Source organism: Rhodobacter calidifons (assembly GCF_011174775.1).
Taxonomy (GTDB): Bacteria; Pseudomonadota; Alphaproteobacteria; order Rhodobacterales; family Rhodobacteraceae; genus Tabrizicola; species Tabrizicola calidifons.
This window is the reverse complement of sequence record NZ_JAANHS010000016.1, coordinates 22,192-40,481: the sequence shown is the minus strand read 5'-3', so window position 1 is coordinate 40,481 and position 18,290 is coordinate 22,192. Positions and strand designations below refer to the sequence as shown.

Here is an 18,290-nt window from a genome sequence, read left to right as displayed (position 1 = left end):
TAGGCCCGCCCCGAAGGAAGGTCCACCCCGGCTTTCCCTTCCCGAACCATCCCGGGGGTCTGGGCCCGGGGGTCTGGGGGGTGAAACCCCCATTATCCGAGGAGGAGGCGAAGGCCGACGACGAGACAGAAGAGATGCGGCGCAAGCCGCTCCGCTCAGTGGCCGTCCCGCCCGCGCTGACGCATCCGATGCTCGAACCGGCGCAGCAGAAGCGACAGCCCGATGGTCATCACCAGATACAGGAAGGCCGCCACGTTGTAGGTTTCGAAATATCGGAAGTTCCCCGCCGCCGTGACCTTGGCCAGCTGCGCCACGTCCGAGATTCCCAGCACCGCCACCAGGCTCGAATCTTTCACCATTGCCACAAAATCATTGCCCAACGGCGGCAGGATCAGCCGAAAGGCTTGCGGAAATCGAACATGGCGGAACCGCTGCCAGCCGTTCAGGCCCAGGGCCTGCGCCGCCTCGATCTGGCCCTTGTCCACGGCCTGAAGACCCGCCCGGAAGATCTCGGCCAGAAAGGCCGAATAGGCCAGCATCAGGGCCAGGATCGCACGATACAGCAAGGGGACATCCCGGGTGCGCAGCAGCTCTTCGCCCGCCAGCGCATTCATCCCGGCCACCAGACCCGGCACTAGCACGAAGGCGACGTACAAGAGCAGCACCACGATCGGCACGCCGCGCATGACCTCGATGTACAGCCGCGCCAGCTGACGCACGACCATGAACCGCGACATGCCCATCGTGGCCAGCCCCAGCCCGATCGCACAGGCCCCCATATAGGCCACCACCGCCACCGTCAGCGTCACGACCAGCCCCTTGGACAGCACCCGCAGGGCCGAGGCATAGACCTCGTCCGCCAGCATCTCGTACAACAGCCACAGGCCGGTGATCGCCAGGATCACCAGCCACCAGGGAAAGTCCTTGTCCGGATCGGCGTTCGGGGCCATCGGATCGCCCCCGGATCGGGCCGGGGGCTGTCCTTCACTCGCCCATCTTGTAGTCGAGGAACCACTTCTGGTTCAGCGCATCCAGCGTGCCGTCGGCCTTCATCGAGGCAATCGCCGCGTTGATCGGCGCCACCAGATCCGACCCTTTCGGGAAGATGAAGCCGAAATCCTCGGTCGCAAGCGGTTCGCCGATGATCTTCAGGCCCCCGTTCGACGCCGCCACATAGCCATTCGCCGCCGTCGAATCCGACAGCGTCAGATCCACATCCCCCGCCTTCAGCGCCTCCAGCCCCGCGCCGAAGGTCTCGAACTTGATGATGCGCGGGTTCTCCTCGTTGCCGTCCAGGATGTCATAGACCGCCGCGTAGAAGGGCGAGGTCCCCGGCTGCGCGCTGACCAGCAGCTCCGGGTTCGCCGCAAAGGACGCCGCATCGGTGAACCGCTCCTCGTCCCCCCGCACGATCATCAGCATCTCCGACCGCATGTAGGGGTCCGAGAAATCCACCTTTTCCTTGCGCTCTTCCTTGATGGTGATCCCGGTCATGCCGATGTCGAACTGGCCCTCCGAGACCGCCGGGATCATCGCGTCCCAGCTGGTGTTCTGATAGGTCACGGTGATATTCAGCCGTTTGGCGATTTCCGCCATCGCGTCGTATTCCCAACCCACCGCGGCGCCCGACTTGTCCAGGAACTGCAAGGGCGGATAGGCGTTCTCGGTCACGACGACGACCTCCCGCCCGCCAAGGTCCGGCAGGTCCTGCGCCAGCGCGGGCAGGGCGGCAAGTGTCAGGCCCAGAAGGGCGGCAGCAGCGGTCTTCATCGGTCAGGCTCCCGTTGGAATTGTCAAACGCCGACTATGCCATGCGCCATGCGCGATGCAAGGCGGCACGCACGTCCCGCACCGTCCGTGCCGTTGCCTCTTTCCCTGCCCGCAGTTCCGCTCCAACCTGCCCCGGGGAAGGAGCGCGCCCCATGGACCCCGCCACACGCACCGCCGCGACCCTCGCCGCCCTGGTCCGCTCCCGCCAGATCTCGGCCGAAGAGGCGACCCGCGCCACCCTTGCCCGCATCGACCGGCTGAACCCCGGCCTCAACGCCATCGTGCAGCGGATGGACGATCAGGCGCTCGCCGCGGCCCGCGCGATCGACGCCCGGTTTGCGCGCGGCGAAGACCCCGGCCCCCTGGCCGGCGTGCCCGTCACGGTCAAGGTCAACATCGACCAGGCAGGCTTTGCCACGACCAACGGCCTCCGCATCCAGGCCGACCTGATCGCCGCCGAGGACAGCCCGCCCGTCGCCAACCTCCGCCGCGCGGGCGCAATCATCGTCGGCCGCACCAACACGCCGGCCTTCTCCCTCCGCTGGTTCACCCGCAACGCGCTCCACGGGGCCACGAAGAACCCCGCCTTCCCCGCCCTCACACCCGGGGGCTCCTCGGGCGGTGCCGCCGCGGCCGTCGCCGCTGGCCTCGGCCCGCTGGCCCACGGCACCGACATCGCCGGGTCCATCCGCTATCCAGCCCATGCCTGCGGCATCCACGGCCTCCGCCCCGGCCTCGGCCGCGTCCCCGCCTTCAACGCCACTGCGGGCGACCGGCTGATCGGCGGGCAGCTCATGGCCGTCTCCGGCCCGCTCGCCCGCTCTGCCGCCGACCTGCGCCTCGGCCTCCTGGCCCTCTCCCACCCCGACCCGCGCGACCCCTGGCACAGCCCCGTCACGCCCGCGCCCGCGCCCTACCCCAGACGTGCCGCCCTCGCCCTTGCCCCCGACGGTCTGCAAACCGACCCCGCCATACGGCAGGCCCTGACCGAGGCCGCGAAATTCCTTCAGGCGCAGGGATGGGAGATCGGCACCCCGCCGCTCCCCCCCTTCCGCGAGGCGATGGAGCTGCACCTCACCCTCTGGCTCTGCGAATTCGGCCTCGGCGGGGCGCAGGCCATCGCCCGCGAAGCCGACCCCGACGCCAGCTTCATCCACGCCGAACTGACGAAACTCGCCCCAGCCCCGACGCTGGAAAGCTTCATGCGCGCGCTGCAATCCCGCGCCCGCCTCGCCCGCCTCTGGCGCCTCTTCTTCGCCGACTGGCCGGTGCTGCTGACCCCCGTCTCGGGGCAACTCCCGTTTCCCGACCACCACGACACGTCCAGCCCCGAGGCCTTTGCCCAGGTGATCGAGGCGCAGATGCCCCAGATCGCCCCCCGTTCAAGGGCCTGCCCGGCCTGACCGTCACCACGGGCCGCAGCGCGAACCACCCCATCGGCATTCAGGCCCTTGCCGACCGGGGGTGTGAGGACATCCTGCTCGACCTCGCAGACCTTCTCGCACCCGAAATCCCGGCGATCACCCCCTAGGTCGGGCTTCGGCCCGCCAGCCCCCCGCAGACCTCGCAGTCGGGCCGCCTTTTCACCGCGATCACCCGGGTCTCCATATACAGCGCATCGTGGATCATCAGCCGCCCCGCAAGCCCCTCCCCGGCCCCCGTGACCCACTTCACCGCCTCCATCGCCATCATGGCCCCGATCACCCCCGGCAAGGGCGCCGCCACCCCCGCCTCGGCACAGGTCGGCACCAGCCCCGGCGCGGGGCGAACCGGGAAGACGCAGGCATAGCAGGGGCCGCCCTTCGCCGGATCGAACAGACTGATCTGCCCCTCCCACTGGGTGATCGCCCCGGAAATCAACGGCACCCCCGCCGCCACGCAGGCCCGGTTCACCAGATAGCGGGTGTCGAAATCGTCCGTCCCGTCCAGCACCAGATCATAGTCCCGGACCAGATCGACCGCGATCTCCTCGGTCAGCCGCCGATGATAGGGCCGCACCTCGATGAACGGGTTCAGGGCGCGCATGGCGACCTCGGCCGAGAAGACCTTCGGCATCCCGATCCGCCCGTCGGTGTGGATCACCTGCCGCTGGAGGTTCGACCCTTCCACGACGTCATGGTCGATCACCCCGATGGTCCCCACCCCCGCCGCCGCCAGATACAACAGGACCGGAGACCCCAGCCCCCCCGCCCCCACCACCAGCACGCGCGCGCCCTTCAGCCGCTTCTGCCCCGGCCCGCCGATCTCGCGCAGGATGATGTGGCGGGCATAGCGGTCCAGTTCGGCCTCGCGGAACGTCCCCGTCGCAGGAGCAGCCTCCGGCTGGGTCCCCTTCCGACGGCGAACCATGCGAAGCACCTCGCGGTACCCCAGCACGACCGCAGCAAGCAGCCCGAACACCGTCCAGCCCCGGAAGTCGCCCCCCAGGACCCGTGCCAGGGGGTTTTCCACCTGCATCGGCAGATGGACCAGCATCAGCAGGCCCCACCACCCCGCCGCCAGCCACAGCCACCGCGCCCCCCAGCCGCGCCAGCGGCCCAGCGCCCAAAGTCCGGCAAAGCCCAGAAGCCCGATCATCCGCGCAAGCCCGTGGAGCCGAACCCGCCCGTCCCCCGCGCGGTGTCGTCCAGCGCCTCCACGACCGCAAAGCCCGCCTGCACCACCGGGGCCACGACAACCTGCGCCACCCGGTCGCCGTGGCGGATCGTGTAGGGTTCGGTTCCCAGATTGACCAGCGACACCCCCAACGGCCCCCGATAGTCGCTGTCGATCGTTCCGGGCGTGTTCGGCAGCGTGATCCCGTGCCTGGACGCCAGGCCCGACCGCGGCCGCACCTGCATCTCATACCCCTCCGGCACCGCCACCCGGACCCCCGTCGGACAGATCGCGCGCTGCATCGGGGCCAGCGTCAGACCCGCCTCTCGCGCATCCGGCGGAAAGTTCGCGCACAGGTCCGCCCCAGCCGCCCCCGCCGTCTGATAGGCGGGCAAGGGCAGGCTCCGGTCGGCCCAGTCTTCCCAAAGCACCTGCACAACAGGACGCATTACCGAACCTTTCATCTGTCCCAAAATATCCCCGCCGGAGGCTCCGACGCCCCAGCTAACGCAACGCTTCCGCAATCCGCGCCGCCAGCCGCCGCGCGACCTCTGCCTTGCCCATCCGGGGCCAGACCTCGGCCCCGGCTTCCGAGATCAGCGTGACCGCGTTCTCGGCCCCACCCATGATCCCCGTCGCGGGCGACACGTCGTTCGCCAGGATCCAGTCGCAGCCCTTCCGCGCCCGCTTGGCCGTGGCATGGGCGACCACATCCGTTGTTTCCGCCGCGAACCCTACCACCAGCCGGGGCCGTTTCGGACCCTTCGCCACCAAAGCCAGGATGTCCGGGTTCTCGGCGAACTCCAGCGCCGGGGCGCGGCCCGACCCGTCCTTCTTCAGCTTCTGCGCGCTTGCATTGGCCACCCGCCAGTCCGCCACCGCCGCCGCCATCACAGCTGCATCGGCCGGCAAGGCCGCCTCGACCGCCGCCGCCATTTCCTGCGCGGTTTCCACGGCCACGACCGTCACGCCCGAGGGTGGAGGCACTGACGCAGGCCCCGTCACGAAAGTCACCCTTGCGCCAAGCGCCCGAAGAGCGGCCGCAATCGCCGTCCCCTGCGCGCCCGAGGAGCGGTTGGCGATAAATCGCACCGGATCAATGGGTTCGTGCGTCGGCCCCGAGGTCACGATCACATGCCTGCCCGAAAGCGGCCCCCCGCCCAGCGCGCCTTCGACTGCCGCGACGATCTCCAGCGGTTCGGCCATCCGGCCCTCGCCCGCCTCGCCGCTTTCGGCCATCTCGCCCCGGTTCGGACCGACAAAGCGAATGCCATCCGCCTGAAGCTGCGCATGATTGCGCCGGGTCGCCGGATGTGCCCACATCGCCGGGTTCATTGCCGGAGCCATCAGCACGGGCTTGTCCGCCGCCAGGAGCACCGCCGTTGCCAGATCCCCCGCCAGACCCTGCGCCAGCTTGGCCATCAGGTCGGCTGTCGCCGGGGCGACCACGATCAGGTCCGCCTCGCGCGACAGGCGGATGTGGCCGACATCCTGTTCGTCCTGCCGGTCGAAGAGGTCGGTGAACACATGATCCGCCGTCAGCGCCCCGACCGACAGGGGCGTGATGAACTGCTGCGCGGCCCCGGTCATCACCGCGCGGACCTGGGCGCCACGCTCGCGAAGGCGACGGATCAGGTCCAGCGCCTTGTAGGCTGCAATCCCGCCGCCGATGATCAGAAGAATGCGCTTGTCCGCCAGCATCGGCAGATCCCCCGTGGCCTGCCCCAAGGTGTAGGGGCGGAGCGGGGCAAACTCAACACCCGCGCCACGCATCCCGGCCTGCCAGCCTCATCCCGACGTGCCTGCGTGAGGCGCGCCCTGAGCGCGGTCCTGTTCTTCACACGACACCGCGAGGCAATGGAGCTGCGCGCAGACGGTCAATTCAGCAGCAGCCCGCGCAGGTCACAGGAAATGCCGCACCTCGCGCGACTGGCCTTCCAGGCTCTTGCGCATCTTGGCGAAGGCCGCCGCCTCCAGCTGGCGGACACGCTCCTTCGACAGGCCCAACTCCTCGCCAAGGGATTCCAGCGTCCGGCCCTCATCCTTCAGCTTGCGTTCGGCCACGATATAGCGTTCGCGCGCATTCAGGCCCCGCATCGCGGTTACGAGCCAGCCCCGCAGCCGCGCGCCGTCGTGCGCATCCTCGATCAGCTCGGCGGCCTGCACGCCGTCATCTTCCAGCGCGTCGATCCATTCCCGGCCGTCCTCGTCGGACGACTGCGTGGCGTTCAGCGAAAAGTCGGACCCCGAAAGCCGGCCTTCCATCATTTCGACATCTGCCACCGGCACGCCGACCTCGGCTGCGACAAGCTGGCGCAGCTGGTGCTGGTCCAGGGTCTCGCCACGCTGCGAGGCCTCGCGCTCTAGCTTGGCCTGCACCCGGCGCAGGTTGAAGAACAGCGCCTTCTGGCTGGAGGTGGATCCGGTGCGCACCATCGACCAGTTGCGCATCACATAGTCCTGGATCGAGGCCTTGATCCACCAGACCGCATAGGTCGAAAACCGCACACCCCGGTCCGGGTCGAACTTGTCGGCTGCCTTCATCAGACCCAGGCTCGCCTCCTGGATCAGATCGTTCATCGGCGCGCCATAGCGGCGGAACTTGGCGGCCATGCTGATGGCCAGCCGCATGTAGGCGGTGATCAGCCGGTGCAGCGCGCGTTCGTCCCGCTGATCGCGCCAGGCCCGGGCCAGTCGCACCTCGGTTTCGGCGTCAAGCAGTTCGGCCTTCATCGCTTGGCGCGACACGTTCAGATCGGTATATCCGTCAAGTGCCATGACCACCTCCAGATTATCCAGCAGCGGCGCTTTCGCCCGTTCTTGTCCCTTCTACGAGGCCAATCCGTGACCGGATCACTCCCGCCCCTCACTTTGGTTGTCGGCGGCGCGCGGTCGGGGAAATCCGCCTTCGCCGAGGGCCTGGTCACCGCTTCCGGTCGCCCCCGCCGCTATATCGCCACGGCCGAAGCCTGGGATGACGAGATGCGCGACCGGATCGCGCGGCATCGTGCGGACCGGGGTGCCGGCTGGACGACCGACGAGGCCCCTCTCGACCTTGCAACACCCCTCGCGGCGGTGCGGGCCGAAGAGGCGGTGCTGATCGATTGCGCCACGCTCTGGCTGACGAACCACCTTCTCGCCGACCATGACCTTGCCGCCGAGACTGCGCGCCTTCTGACCGCCCTTGCGGCCTGCCCGGCCCCCGTCGTCATCGTATCCAACGAAACCGGCTGGGGAATCGTTCCCGAAAACGCACTGGCCCGACGGTTTCGGGATGAACAGGGGCGGCTGAACCAGCGGTTGGCCGAGGTCGCCGGGCTGGTCGTGACGGTCATCGCCGGTCTGCCGCTGGTCCTGAAAGGCAGCCTGCCGTGACGCGGTTCTGGTTCGTGCGGCATGGTCCGACCCACACCAGGGCCTTCGCCGGGTGGCGCGACATCCCCGCCGATCTGACTGATACGGCAGCTCTCGCGCGACTGGACGCCCATCTGCCCGCGCAGGCGCCGGTGATCTCCTCCGACCTGTGCCGGGCCACGGCAACCGCCGATGCCATCTGCAAGACCCGCCCCCGCCTGCCGCATGACCCCGACCTGCGCGAGTTCAACTTCGGCGACTGGGAGGGCCTGCATTTCGACGAGGTGTCCCGGCGCTGGCCCGATCTCAGCCGCCGTTACTGGGAAGAGCCCGGCCAGATCGCGCCGCCCGGGGGCGAAAGCTGGCATGCCGCCGCCGATCGGGTCGAACGCGCCCTCGGCCGCCTGCCGCCGCTGCCCGACATCATCGTGGTCGCGCATTTCGGCGTCATCCTCACCCAGTATCAGCGCGCCGCCGGGCTGACCCCGTATCAGGCGCTGGCCCAGACTATTGCCAACCTGTCGGTCACCTGCCTGACCTTCGCGCCTCCCGGGGTTCTGTCGGTCAATCACTGTCCGTGATGGCCGACGCCACGATTCTGCGTTTCCCTTCCGCCTCTGCCGTGGGTCAAATGCCGGCGAAAGGACAACAGACATGACCTATGACCTTCCCCCGTACGACCTCGTGATCGGCGACCGTGCCTATTCCAGCTGGTCCCTGCGCGGCTGGCTTCTGTTCGACGCGTTCGGCATCCCGGTGCGGACACACTCGGCCCGGCTTTATACCGACGAGCTGCCGACGCTGCTGAAGGATTACTTCCCCGCGCGGACCGTGCCGACGATGCGAACCCCCGACGGCGCGGTCGTGCCCGAGACCATCGTCATCGCCGAGGAACTGGCGACCCGCCACCCCGACGCCGGCATCTGGCCCACCGATCCCCACGCCCGCGCGACCGCCCGCGTCCTTGCCGCCGAAATGCACGCGGGCTTCTCTGCGCTTCGCAGTCATTGCCCGATGAACCTGCGCGTCAGCTACACCGGCTGCAAGCCGCCCGAGGCGGTCCTTTCCGACCTCCGCCGCCTGGAAACCCTCTGGTCCTGGGCGCGGCAGACGACCGGTTCCACGACCCCCTGGCTCTGCGGTGCCTATTCTGCTGCCGATGCCTTCTTTGCGCCCGTCGCCAGCCGGATCGCCACCTACAACCTGCCGGTCGGACCCGAGGCGATGCTCTACGTCAACGCCCATCTGTCCCATCCCGGCTTCCGCCGCTGGCGCGCGATGGGCCTGATCGACGGCGCGGATCAGGACTTCTACCGCCGCGACTACCCCCGCCGCGACTGGCCCGGTCCGGTGCCGCTGCCCGCGAGGAGGGTTGACTGCGCCGACACCGTGAACAGCGCCTGCCCCTACTCCGGCAAGCCCGTCACCCATGCGCTGGAAATCTATGGCCGCCGCTTCGGCTTCTGCAACGCCTTCTGCCGCGACAAGACCCTCGCCGACGGCGAGGCCTGGCCGAAGTTCATGGCGCTTTACCACTCGTAAACCATTTCGCCCTACCCGTTAACCAAGGTGAATCGGGTGGGGCGCATGGCGCGGTGCGGAACGTGGCGGCGGGGTCCGGGTCCTGGGGCAGGGCTTGACCGGTCAGAAGGCTGGGGACCGAAAGGATGACGGCCCGGGCCTTCACCGTCGCCTTCGAGGGGGTCGAGGCCCGCCTGGTCGAGGTGCAATGCGCCGTCTCTCCCGGCTCGCCCTCCTTCACTCTGGTGGGTCTGCCCGACAAGGCGGTGACCGAGGCCAAGGAAAGGGTCCGAGCGGCCCTTCAGGCGCTGTCGATTGCGCTGCCGGCCAAGCGGATCACGGTGAACCTGTCGCCCGCCGACCTGCCCAAGGAAGGCTCGCATTTCGACCTGCCCATCGCGGTCGCCCTCCTCGCCGCGCTCGAGATCATCCCGCGCGAAGACATCGAGGGCACCGTGGCCCTGGGCGAGCTGTCCCTCGACGGCCGTCTGATCGCCGTCGCCGGGGCCTTGCCTGCTGCCATGGCGGCCGCCGTCGAAGATCGCGCGCTGCTCTGCCCCAAGGCCTGCGGGGCCGAGGCCGCCTGGGTCGGTGCCACCACTGTCCTAGCCGCGTCCTCTCTGGAAGAGGTGCTGCACCACTACACCGGCCGCACCCCCCTGCTTCCCGCCGAAGCGGGAGAAGTCGTCCGCACCGCCACCCCCCGCGACTTCCGCGAGGTGAAGGGCCAGGAACGCGCCAAGCGCGCGCTGGAAATCGCCGCCGCGGGGCGGCACCACCTGTTCATGGTCGGCACGCCGGGCAGCGGCAAGTCGATGCTGGCCGCCCGCCTGCCCGGCATCCTGCCGCCGCTGTCGGCCCCCGAGGCGCTGGAAACCTCGATGATCCATTCGCTTGCGGGGCTCTTGACCGAAGGCGGCATCTCGCGCGACCGCCCCTTCCGCGAGCCGCATCATACCGCCTCGATGGCCGCCATCGTGGGCGGTGGGCGGGGGGCGAAGCCGGGCGAGATCAGCCTGGCCCACAACGGCGTCCTCTTTCTGGACGAGCTTCCCGAATTTCCGCGCATGGTGCTGGACACGCTGCGCCAGCCGATCGAGACCGGCAGCGTGATGGTCGCGCGGGCCAACGCCCATGTCCGCTATCCCTGCCGCTTCCTTCTGGTCGCCGCCGCCAACCCCTGCAAATGCGGCTATCTCTCCGATCCTTCCCGTGCCTGCGGGCGCGCACCGCTTTGCGGAGAGGACTATCTGGGCCGCATCTCGGGCCCGCTGATGGACCGCTTCGACCTGCGGGTCGAGGTGCCGCCCGTGGCCTTCGCCGATCTCGACCTGCCGGCGACCGGCGAAAGCTCGGCCACGATCGCTGCCCGCGTCGCCGCCGCCCGCGACCGGCAGACCGCCCGCTTCCGCGACCATCCCGCGCTGCGCGTCAATGCCGATCTGGAAGGCGCAGCGCTGGAGGAGCACGCGACGCCGGATGCCGAGGGGCGCGACCTGATCGGCCGGGTCGCCGAGCGCATGGGGCTTTCGGCACGCGGCTATCACCGCGTCCTGCGCGTCGCGCGCACCATCGCCGATCTGGACGGCAGTCCGGCGGTGCGCAGGCCCCATGTCGCCGAGGCGATCAGCTTCCGCCTCGCCTCGGCCAGGGGCGGGCTTTAGGCTTTGATGCGTTCCATCCCCGCGTCGTAGAGCGGCGCCAGGGTGACCTCGGCCGGCACCCTTTCGGTGGCGACTTCAAGTTCATAGCGGCCCGACAGGACGTAGTCCGCCGTCACGCCTTCGGGATTGCGCACATAGCCCATGCCGATCGAACGGTTCAGGGTGAACCCGAAGCCGCCCGAGCTGAGCCAGCCGACGCGCCGGCCATCGCGGTAGATCGTCTCGCGCCCGTGCAGGATCACGCCCGGATCGGCGGTGAACGTGGCCATCCTCTTCTTCACCCCCTGCGCGCGCTGCGCTGCCACCGCCTCGCGCCCCTTGAACGGGATGTCCCGCTTCAGCTTGACCGCCCAGCCCAGCCCCGCCTCGTCGGGCGTGTGGTCCGGCCCGATGTCCGAGCCCCAGGCGCGGTAGCCCTTTTCCAGCCGCAGCGATTCGATGGCGCGGTAGCCGGCGTTGCGGATGCCGAAGGGCGCTCCGGCCTCGCGCAGGGCCGCATAGACTGCGGTCGCATATTCGACGGGGAAATGCAGCTCATAGCCCAGCTCGCCGACATAGGTGACGCGCAGGGCCAGGACCGGGCAGCCGGCGATGCCGATGGTGCGGGCGGTGCCGAAGGGGAAGGCCGCGTTCGACACATCAGCCCTCGTCACCGCCTGCAACACCTCACGCGAGCGGGGCCCCATCAGCGACAGGACGGAATTGGCCGAGGTGATGTCGAACAGCTGCGCATTGGCCCCGGCCGGGATGTTGCGCTTGATCCAGTCGAAGTCATGCGTGGCAAAGCCGGTGCCGGTGACGATGTAGAATTCGTCGGGCGCGCGGCGGGCCACGGTCAGATCGGCCTCGATCCCGCCCCGGTCGTTCAGCATCTGAGTATAGGTCAGGCTGCCCACGGGGCGGGCCACGTCATTGGCGCAGATCCAGGACAACGCCCTTTCCGCATCCGGCCCCTTCAGCGCGAACTTGGCAAACGAGGTCTGGTCGAAAATCACCACCCCCTCGCGGCAGGCCCGGTGTTCGCGGCCCACCGCCGCATGCCAGTTCGGGCGGCCGTAGGTATAGACGTCGCGCGGTTCCTCGCCCGCTGCGAGATCGGCGAACCAGTTCGGCCGTTCCCAGCCCAGCTTTTCGCCGAAGACGGCGCCATCGGCCTTCAGGGTCTCGTACAGCGGGGATTTCCGGCAGGGGCGGCCCGACTGGTGCTCTTCCCCCGGCCAGGCCATGCTGTAATGCTTGCCATAGGCCTCGTAGGTGCGCTTGCGGATCCAGTCGCTGTCGAAATGCGGTCGGCCGAAACGGCGGATGTCGGCCGGCCAGAGATCGAAGGGCGCCTCGCCCTTGGCCACCCATTCCGCCAGACACATGCCCGCCCCGCCGCCCGAGGCGATGCCGAAGGCGTTGAATCCCGCGCCGACGAACAGGTTCCGCTGTTCCGGCGCCTCGCCCAGGATGAACATGCCGTCGGGGGTAAAGCTTTCGGGGCCGTTGATCATCTGCTTGATCCCGGCGGTCTGCATCGCCGGCACCCGGCCCAGCGCCTGTTCCATCATCGGGGTGAAATGGTCGAAGTCGTTGTCCAGCAGCGTGAAGTGGAACCCCGGCGGCAGGCTGCCGTCGCGCCAGAGCTTGGGGTTCGGCTCGTAGCCGCCCATCACGAGGCCGCCCACTTCCTCCTTCCAGTAGGTCAGCCGGTCGGGGTCGCGCAGCGTGGGCAGGGTCGGGGTGACGCCCTCGATCCGCTCGGTCACGATGTACTGGTGTTCGACCGGGACCAGCGGCACGTTCACGCCATGCGCCGCGCAGAAGGGGCGCGTCCACATGCCGGCGCAGACCACGACCTTTTCGCAGTCGATCCGCCCGCCTTCCACGATCACGCCCCGGATGACGCCATCCCGGATGTCGATCGACAGGACCTTGGTGTCCTCGAAGATTTTCGCCCCGGCCATGCGGGCACCCTTGGCCAGCGACAGGGTGATGTCGGACGGGTTCGCCTGCCCGTCCGTCGGCAGGAAGGCCGCGCCGACCACATCGCCCACGTCCATCAGCGGCCAGAGATCCTGCGCCTCTTTCGGGGTCAGAAGCTGCATGTCCAGTCCGAAACTGTGCGCCGTGGTGGCCTGGCGCTTCACCTCTGTCCAGCGTTCCTGATTGCAGGCCAGCCGCAGCCCACCGTTCATCTTCCAGCCGGTGGCCTGGCCGGTCTCGGACTCCAGCCGTTTGTAGAGCTCCACCGAATAGCCCAGAAGCTGCGTGACATTGGCGCTGGTGCGCAGCTGGCCGACCAGCCCGGCGGCATGGAAGGTGGTGCCCGAGGTCAGTTTCTTCCGTTCCAGAAGCACGACCTCCACCCCCATCCGGGCCAGGTGATAGGCGGTGGAACAGCCGACGATGCCGCCTCCGATGACGACAACCTTCGCTGCGGCGGGAAGATCAGACATGGCAAGTCCTTACAATGTGCGGAAATCTTGGAAGGCCGCATCGAAGGCAGCCAGGTTCTCGGCGGTGTAGGCGGCGTAGTCGAAGTCGAGCGTCAAGGTCAGTTCGCTGACCATGCTCCATAGCGTCTCGCGCAGAAGGGACGCGCATTTCATCGCCGAATAGCTGCGCCATTGCGCATCAGTCAGCGGGCGGTCGTGGTAAGCCTCCAGCAGCAGCCGTTCCTCGGGGGGCGAGAAGCCGTTGTTCGAGGTGATGCCGCCCAGATCGAACAGCGGATTGCCGAAGCCGCCGTATTCCCAGTCGATCAGCCAGATCCCGCTGTCCCCGATCAGGATGTTGCCGGGCAGAAGGTCGTTGTGGCAGAGGCAGGGCTCGAAGGGGCCGATGGCGCGGTCAAGGTCCTCGGCCCGGGCCAGAAGCCCCGGCAGAAGCGGCGCGTGGGGCGAGCCGCGTTCGGTCAGCAGCCGGGCATAGTCGCGCAGGATGTGCGGGACGCAAAAGCACAGGACCGGGCCCGAGACGACACGGGTCACGTCACGGTGGACCCGGGCGACAAGATCGGCCAGCCGCGGGATCAGCAGCGGATCGTCGCGGTCTGCGGGGGTCAGGGGCCGAGCCTCGACATAGTCCAGCACCAGCAGGCCCGGCTCGGCATGGCGGACGGCGGGGCCGACCTCTGCCCGTTCGGCGGCGCGGGTGATCGCCAGTTCGTTCCAGCGCAGGATGCCGTGTTCGGGGATGTCGCTGCCGAAGCGCACGACGAAGCGACGGCCCTGATCCGTGACCAGCACGTTGTGGTTGGTCTTGCCGCCTTCCAGCAGCCGCACGTCCGAGGGCGCGACAAAGCAGGACAGGCCGCGTGCGGCTTCGATCAGGCGGGCTTCGGCGGGGGATGGGGCCGGTTCAGGCATGGCTCTCTCTTGCAGCGGTGCGGCGGGCGATGGCGGCGGTGATGATCCGGTCGCTCATGATGGCGATGAAGGCGACGGCCAGACCGGCGACGATGCCCTTGCCGGCATTGGCCTTGGTCAGGGCGATATAGACCTCCTGGCCAAGATCGCGGGTCCCGACCAGCGCGGTGATGACCAGCATCGACAGGGCCAGCATGATGGTCTGGTTCAGACCCAGAAGGATCGAGGGCATGGCCAGCGGCAGCTTCACCTTGCGCATCAGCTGGCCCCTGGTGCAGCCCGAGACGATCCCGGCCTCCACCAGTTGCGGATCGACGCCGCGGATGCCCATGGCGGCGTAGCGGATGGCGGGGACGACGGCATAAAGCACCACCGCGATCATCGCCGAGAAGTCGCCGACCCGGAACAGCATCACCACCGGGATCAGATAGACGAAACTGGGCAGCGTTTGCAGCGTGTCGAGCACTACCGTGACCGCGGCATGGGCGCGGTCGTTCTGCCCGGCAAGGATGCCGATGGGCACGCCGATCAGCATGGCGATCACCACCGACACGCCGCACAGATAGACCGTGACCATCGCCTGCGGCCAGAGACCGGCCGAGACGATGAACCCGGTCATCGCCAGCGCCATCAGCCCCAGCCGCCAGCCGCCGATCCCGCCCGCGATGGCCGCAGCCAGCACCAGTCCCCAGGCCCAGGGGATGCCCAGAAGGAAGGTCTTGACCGGCACCAGCACATAGGTCAGCGCGGCGACCTTCGCCGCCTCGATCTGGTCGTAGAGGTTGAGGTTGATCCAGGAGACGACCGCGCCCCAGAACCCGCCGGTGGAAAGCTGCCAGCCCTCGGGATAGACCGCCAGCGCGGGGAAGATCAGGGCCAGGGGGTAGCTGGCGACAACCACCGCCAGCCAGGCCAGAAGCCCGCGGTTGCGCCACAGCCAGTGTCTGTCGCCGGGTTCCTGCGGGCCAAGGGCGGCCGCCGCCTGGCTCAGCCTGTCCAGCGCTATGGCCAGGACCACGATGCCGAACCCCGCCTCCACGCCACGCCCCACGTCCAGCTTGCGCAGCGCCGTCAGCACGTCGTAGCCCAGCCCTCCCGCCCCGATCATCGAGGCGATGATGACCATGTTCAGCGTCAGCATGATGACCTGGTTCACCCCGACCATCATCACTCTGCGCGCCGAGGGCAGCTGGACCTTCCACAGCAGTTGCCGCGCCGTGCAGCCGGCCATGCGCCCGGCCTCGACCACCTCATCCGGCACGGACCGCAGACCCATGGTGGTGATCCGCACCATCGGCGGCATGGCGTAGATCACCGTGGCGACCAGCGCCGCCACCGGGCCGAAGCCGAACAGGATCAGGATCGGCACCAGATAGGCAAAGACCGGGACGGTCTGCATCAGGTCAAGCACCGGCCGCAGCGCCCGGTCCACCCAGCGCAGCCGGAAGGCCGCGACGCCCAGCGCAGCCCCGCCCAGCACCCCCAGCGGCACCGCGATGGCGACCGAGACCAGCGTCACCATGGCCGATTGCCACAGCCCGAAGAGCAGAAGGTAAAGGAAGGCCGCAGCCGCCAGCACCGCGAGCCGGGCGCCTCCCAGGCGCAGCCCCAGAAGGCCCGCGCCCAGGATCACCGGCAGCCAGGACATCGGCGGCAGGATCGGCACCGCCTGCTGACCCTGCCCCCAGGCGAACCCCTCGACGACCAGCCCGCGCAGCAGCGTGTAGGGCGCCTCGATCAGCGCCGAGATGAGCCGGGTGACATCGCGGAACCGAAACGGCCCCAGGCTCGCCTCCTCCAGCAGCCATTTCAGCGCGGCCGAGATCTGGCGGTCGAGGTTCAGCTGCCAGGCCTGCGGATATCTGGTGGCCCAGGTCCAGCCCAGGGCCTGCGAGATCTCCTTGCCGTTCAGCGACAGGACTGCGGTGATCGCGGCAAGCCCCAGCCAGAAGGCCCAGCGCGCGGCGCGTGCGCGGATCATGCCGGCAGGTCCCGTCCCAGCAGGATATCGACGATGGTGCGCGCATCGACCTGGCCCAGGACCTCACCCGCGGCGCCGATCACCCGGAAAGGCTTGCCGGCGGCCTCGATCCGGTCGGCGACGGTGGCAACCAGGGCGCTGGCGGGCAGATCGCCGGCAAAGTCGGCGCCGGTCAGAGGCCGCGCGGCGGTGGCCAGCCGCATGACCTTGGCGCGCGGGATGTGGCGGGTGAAGGCGGCGACATAGTCCGTCGCCGGGCGCAACACCAGTTCCTCGGGTGTCGCGGTCTGCACGATCGCGCCGTCGCGCATGACCGCGATCCGGTCGGCCAGGCGGATCGCCTCGTCGAAGTCGTGGGTGATGAAGACGATGCTCTTCTGCAACCGGGCCTGAAGCCGCAGCAGCTCGTCCTGCATCTCGCGCCGGATCAGCGGGTCCAGCGCCGAGAAGGGTTCGTCCAGGAACCACAGGTCCGGCTCGACGATCAGCGAGCGCGCGATGCCCACGCGCTGCTGCTGCCCGCCCGAGAGCTGATGCGGATAGCGCGTCTCGCGTCCGGTCAGGCCGACCAGTTCGATCACCTCGCGCGCGCGCTCCAGCCGCGTGCGGCGGTCAACGCCCTGCACTTCCAGCGGGAAGGCGGTGTTTTCCAGCACGGTCAGATGCGGCAGCAGGGCGAAATGCTGGAACACCATGCCCATCCGGTGTCGGCGCAGGTCGATCAGCTCGGCCTCCGACATCGCCAGAAGGTCGCGGCCCTCGAAGCGGATCTCGCCGGCGGTGGGTTCGATCAGCCGCGACAGGCAGCGCACCAGGGTGGATTTGCCCGACCCCGACAGGCCCATGATGACGAAGATCTCGCCCCTGGCGACCGTGACATCCGCCTGCCGCACCGCCGGAACGATCCCGGCCTCGCGCAGCGCCTCGGGCGTGGGCGCGCCGCCGTGCCGGGCAAGCACCGCCTCGGCCTGGGCGCCGTAAAGCTTCCAGAGGTTCCGGCATTCAAGGACGGTCGGGCGTTCCATCGGGCCTGTGGATTCCATGCGGCAGGGGAAAGGCCGGACCCGGCGCAACCGGGGCCGAGGCTGGGGTCAGTTCAGCCAGGCCTGCCATGTGGCCTCGTTCGCGGCCATCCATTCGGCCACCACCGTGTCGATGCTGACGCCCTCGACATCGGCCTTGTAGACCATCGCCCCCATCTCGTCGTTGGTGATGGAGAAGTTGCGGATGATCTTCGCCGCGCCCGGCCATTTCCCTTCCAGACCGGCCCAGCCCGCCTTCCAGATCGGACCCAGGGGCTTGCCGCAGTCATAGGCCATGTCCGGGTTCTCGCCCCAGGCCGGATCGCTGTAGCAGGCCGGATCGTAGGGCGGGAATTCGATGAACCTGCCGGCGTATTTCGCGGGGGCCCAGTGCGGTTCGTAGATCCACAGGATGATCGGATCCTGCCGTTCGTAGGCGGCCTGAAGCTCGGCGAAGAGCGCCGCATCGGTGCCGGCGTGGACGACCTCGAAGGGCAGGCCCAGCGCCTCGACCCGTTCCTCGTCATAGCCGCCCCAGGTCACGGGACCGCCCAGGTAGCGGCCGTTCGGCGCGGTCTCCACCGTCGAGAACGCCTCGCCGCAGTCCAGCAGCGCCCGCCAGTCCGGCAGACCGGGGCAGCGTTCTTCCATATATGCCGGATACCACCATTCCTCGCGCGCGATCATTCCGGTCTCGCCGAAATTCACCACATTACCCGTGGCGGTCGCCTCTTCCAGCGCGTCGGTTCCCGTGGTGGCCCAGATCTCCATCGCCAGGTGCAGGTCCCCGGTCTTCAGCCCGGCGAACTGCGCCAGATAATCGGCCTGGACCAGCTCGGTGTTGTAGCCGGCCTTGCGCAGCACCTCGGACATGATGGTGGCGCTGATGACCTGCCCCGACCAGTCATGCGTGGTCAGCCTGATCGGGTCCGGGCTTTCCACCTCGGCCCGCAGGTCGCCGACCGTCACGGCCTGCGCCAGCACCAAGGCTACCGAAGCGAGCAGCATCTTCCTCATCCGTCGACTCCCT

General features: G+C 68.8%; 16 protein-coding genes. 5 read left to right on the top strand and 11 right to left on the bottom strand.

Going from position 1 to position 18,290, the window contains the following annotated elements; all coding sequences use genetic code 11:
* Positions 1-155: 155 nt before the first annotated feature.
* Together G8O29_RS15615 and G8O29_RS15610 are read right to left on the bottom strand one after the other, a co-directional pair.
* Positions 156-950, bottom strand: coding sequence for an amino acid ABC transporter permease (locus G8O29_RS15615; RefSeq protein ID WP_166404157.1), 795 nt, complete (start codon positions 948-950; stop codon positions 156-158).
* A 34-nt stretch (positions 951-984) separates the two neighbouring features.
* Positions 985-1,770, bottom strand: a complete 786-nt coding sequence (locus G8O29_RS15610; protein WP_166404156.1) for a transporter substrate-binding domain-containing protein — start codon at positions 1,768-1,770, stop codon at positions 985-987.
* A gap of 152 nt (positions 1,771-1,922) precedes the next feature.
* Between G8O29_RS15610 and G8O29_RS15605 the strand changes: the two genes are divergently transcribed.
* Positions 1,923-3,173 (top strand): amidase, encoded by a 1,251-nt coding sequence (locus tag G8O29_RS15605; RefSeq protein ID WP_207623890.1) that lies wholly within the window; start codon positions 1,923-1,925, stop codon positions 3,171-3,173.
* Between the two features lie 124 nt (positions 3,174-3,297).
* On the opposite strand, the gene G8O29_RS15600 is transcribed toward G8O29_RS15605, so the two are convergent.
* The 4 genes from G8O29_RS15600 to G8O29_RS15585 form a co-directional block, all read right to left on the bottom strand.
* Positions 3,298-4,347, bottom strand: coding sequence for a HesA/MoeB/ThiF family protein (locus tag G8O29_RS15600; RefSeq protein ID WP_166404155.1), 1,050 nt, complete (start codon positions 4,345-4,347; stop codon positions 3,298-3,300).
* On the bottom strand, positions 4,344-4,814 hold the full coding sequence (dut, locus tag G8O29_RS15595; protein WP_166404154.1) for a dUTP diphosphatase: 471 nt from the start codon (positions 4,812-4,814) through the stop codon (positions 4,344-4,346). The genes G8O29_RS15600 and dut overlap by 4 nt, the downstream gene beginning before the upstream one ends.
* Positions 4,815-4,869: 55 nt before the next feature.
* The gene (coaBC, locus tag G8O29_RS15590) at positions 4,870-6,066 is read right to left on the bottom strand and encodes a bifunctional phosphopantothenoylcysteine decarboxylase/phosphopantothenate--cysteine ligase CoaBC (RefSeq protein ID WP_166404153.1); all 1,197 of its coding nucleotides are present in this window, start codon (positions 6,064-6,066) and stop codon (positions 4,870-4,872) included.
* Between the two features lie 201 nt (positions 6,067-6,267).
* Positions 6,268-7,143 (bottom strand): RNA polymerase factor sigma-32, encoded by an 876-nt coding sequence (locus tag G8O29_RS15585; protein ID WP_166404152.1) that lies wholly within the window; start codon positions 7,141-7,143, stop codon positions 6,268-6,270.
* 66 nt (positions 7,144-7,209) lie between these two features.
* Here G8O29_RS15585 and cobU point away from each other — a divergent pair, with 66 nt between their 5' ends.
* The 4 genes from cobU to G8O29_RS15565 all read left to right on the top strand — a co-directional run bounded on the left by cobU (position 7,210) and on the right by G8O29_RS15565 (position 10,904).
* Entirely contained in the window at positions 7,210-7,740 is a 531-nt protein-coding gene (gene cobU / locus G8O29_RS15580) for a bifunctional adenosylcobinamide kinase/adenosylcobinamide-phosphate guanylyltransferase (RefSeq protein WP_166404151.1), read from the top strand.
* On the top strand, positions 7,737-8,300 hold the full coding sequence (locus G8O29_RS15575; protein ID WP_166404150.1) for a histidine phosphatase family protein: 564 nt from the start codon (positions 7,737-7,739) through the stop codon (positions 8,298-8,300). The genes cobU and G8O29_RS15575 overlap by 4 nt, the downstream gene beginning before the upstream one ends.
* Before the next feature lie 73 nt (positions 8,301-8,373).
* The gene (locus G8O29_RS15570) at positions 8,374-9,261 is read left to right on the top strand and encodes a glutathione S-transferase (protein WP_166404149.1); all 888 of its coding nucleotides are present in this window, start codon (positions 8,374-8,376) and stop codon (positions 9,259-9,261) included.
* Between the two features lie 125 nt (positions 9,262-9,386).
* A complete protein-coding gene (locus G8O29_RS15565; RefSeq protein WP_166404148.1) occupies positions 9,387-10,904 on the top strand; it encodes a YifB family Mg chelatase-like AAA ATPase in 1,518 nt (505 codons plus the stop codon).
* Here G8O29_RS15565 and G8O29_RS15560 read toward each other — a convergent pair.
* The 5 genes from G8O29_RS15560 to G8O29_RS15540 all read right to left on the bottom strand — a co-directional run bounded on the left by G8O29_RS15560 (position 10,901) and on the right by G8O29_RS15540 (position 18,277).
* A complete protein-coding gene (locus G8O29_RS15560) occupies positions 10,901-13,345 on the bottom strand; it encodes a GcvT family protein (RefSeq protein ID WP_166404147.1) in 2,445 nt (814 codons plus the stop codon). The two genes, G8O29_RS15565 and G8O29_RS15560, sit on opposite strands and share 4 nt — an antisense overlap.
* Before the next feature lie 9 nt (positions 13,346-13,354).
* A complete protein-coding gene (locus G8O29_RS15555) occupies positions 13,355-14,257 on the bottom strand; it encodes a choline kinase family protein (RefSeq protein WP_166404146.1) in 903 nt (300 codons plus the stop codon).
* Positions 14,250-16,238: an ABC transporter permease gene (locus tag G8O29_RS15550; RefSeq protein WP_166404145.1), complete on the bottom strand. Its 1,989-nt coding sequence runs from the start codon at positions 16,236-16,238 to the stop codon at positions 14,250-14,252. The genes G8O29_RS15555 and G8O29_RS15550 overlap by 8 nt, the downstream gene beginning before the upstream one ends.
* Positions 16,235-17,263, bottom strand: coding sequence for a quaternary amine ABC transporter ATP-binding protein (locus G8O29_RS15545; RefSeq protein ID WP_166404144.1), 1,029 nt, complete (start codon positions 17,261-17,263; stop codon positions 16,235-16,237). The genes G8O29_RS15550 and G8O29_RS15545 overlap by 4 nt, the downstream gene beginning before the upstream one ends.
* Before the next feature lie 66 nt (positions 17,264-17,329).
* A complete protein-coding gene (locus tag G8O29_RS15540; RefSeq protein ID WP_166404143.1) occupies positions 17,330-18,277 on the bottom strand; it encodes an ABC transporter substrate-binding protein in 948 nt (315 codons plus the stop codon).
* Between the last annotated feature and the right edge of the window lie 13 nt (positions 18,278-18,290).

What these genes read in the sequence shown, in the direction of transcription:
- G8O29_RS15615 (WP_166404157.1), bottom strand. Translation starts at nt 950, where the DNA reads ATGGCCCCGAACGCCGATCCGGACAAGGACTTTCCCTGGTGGCTGGTG.
- G8O29_RS15610 (WP_166404156.1), bottom strand. Translation starts at nt 1,770, where the DNA reads ATGAAGACCGCTGCTGCCGCCCTTCTGGGCCTGACACTTGCCGCCCTG.
- G8O29_RS15605 (WP_207623890.1), top strand. Translation starts at nt 1,923, where the DNA reads ATGGACCCCGCCACACGCACCGCCGCGACCCTCGCCGCCCTGGTCCGC.
- G8O29_RS15600 (WP_166404155.1), bottom strand. Translation starts at nt 4,347, where the DNA reads ATGATCGGGCTTCTGGGCTTTGCCGGACTTTGGGCGCTGGGCCGCTGG.
- dut (WP_166404154.1), bottom strand. Translation starts at nt 4,814, where the DNA reads ATGCGTCCTGTTGTGCAGGTGCTTTGGGAAGACTGGGCCGACCGGAGC.
- coaBC (WP_166404153.1), bottom strand. Translation starts at nt 6,066, where the DNA reads ATGCTGGCGGACAAGCGCATTCTTCTGATCATCGGCGGCGGGATTGCA.
- G8O29_RS15585 (WP_166404152.1), bottom strand. Translation starts at nt 7,143, where the DNA reads ATGGCACTTGACGGATATACCGATCTGAACGTGTCGCGCCAAGCGATG.
- G8O29_RS15570 (WP_166404149.1), top strand. Translation starts at nt 8,374, where the DNA reads ATGACCTATGACCTTCCCCCGTACGACCTCGTGATCGGCGACCGTGCC.
- G8O29_RS15565 (WP_166404148.1), top strand. Translation starts at nt 9,387, where the DNA reads ATGACGGCCCGGGCCTTCACCGTCGCCTTCGAGGGGGTCGAGGCCCGC.
- G8O29_RS15560 (WP_166404147.1), bottom strand. Translation starts at nt 13,345, where the DNA reads ATGTCTGATCTTCCCGCCGCAGCGAAGGTTGTCGTCATCGGAGGCGGC.
- G8O29_RS15555 (WP_166404146.1), bottom strand. Translation starts at nt 14,257, where the DNA reads ATGCCTGAACCGGCCCCATCCCCCGCCGAAGCCCGCCTGATCGAAGCC.
- G8O29_RS15550 (WP_166404145.1), bottom strand. Translation starts at nt 16,238, where the DNA reads ATGATCCGCGCACGCGCCGCGCGCTGGGCCTTCTGGCTGGGGCTTGCC.
- G8O29_RS15545 (WP_166404144.1), bottom strand. Translation starts at nt 17,263, where the DNA reads ATGGAACGCCCGACCGTCCTTGAATGCCGGAACCTCTGGAAGCTTTAC.
- G8O29_RS15540 (WP_166404143.1), bottom strand. Translation starts at nt 18,277, where the DNA reads ATGAGGAAGATGCTGCTCGCTTCGGTAGCCTTGGTGCTGGCGCAGGCC.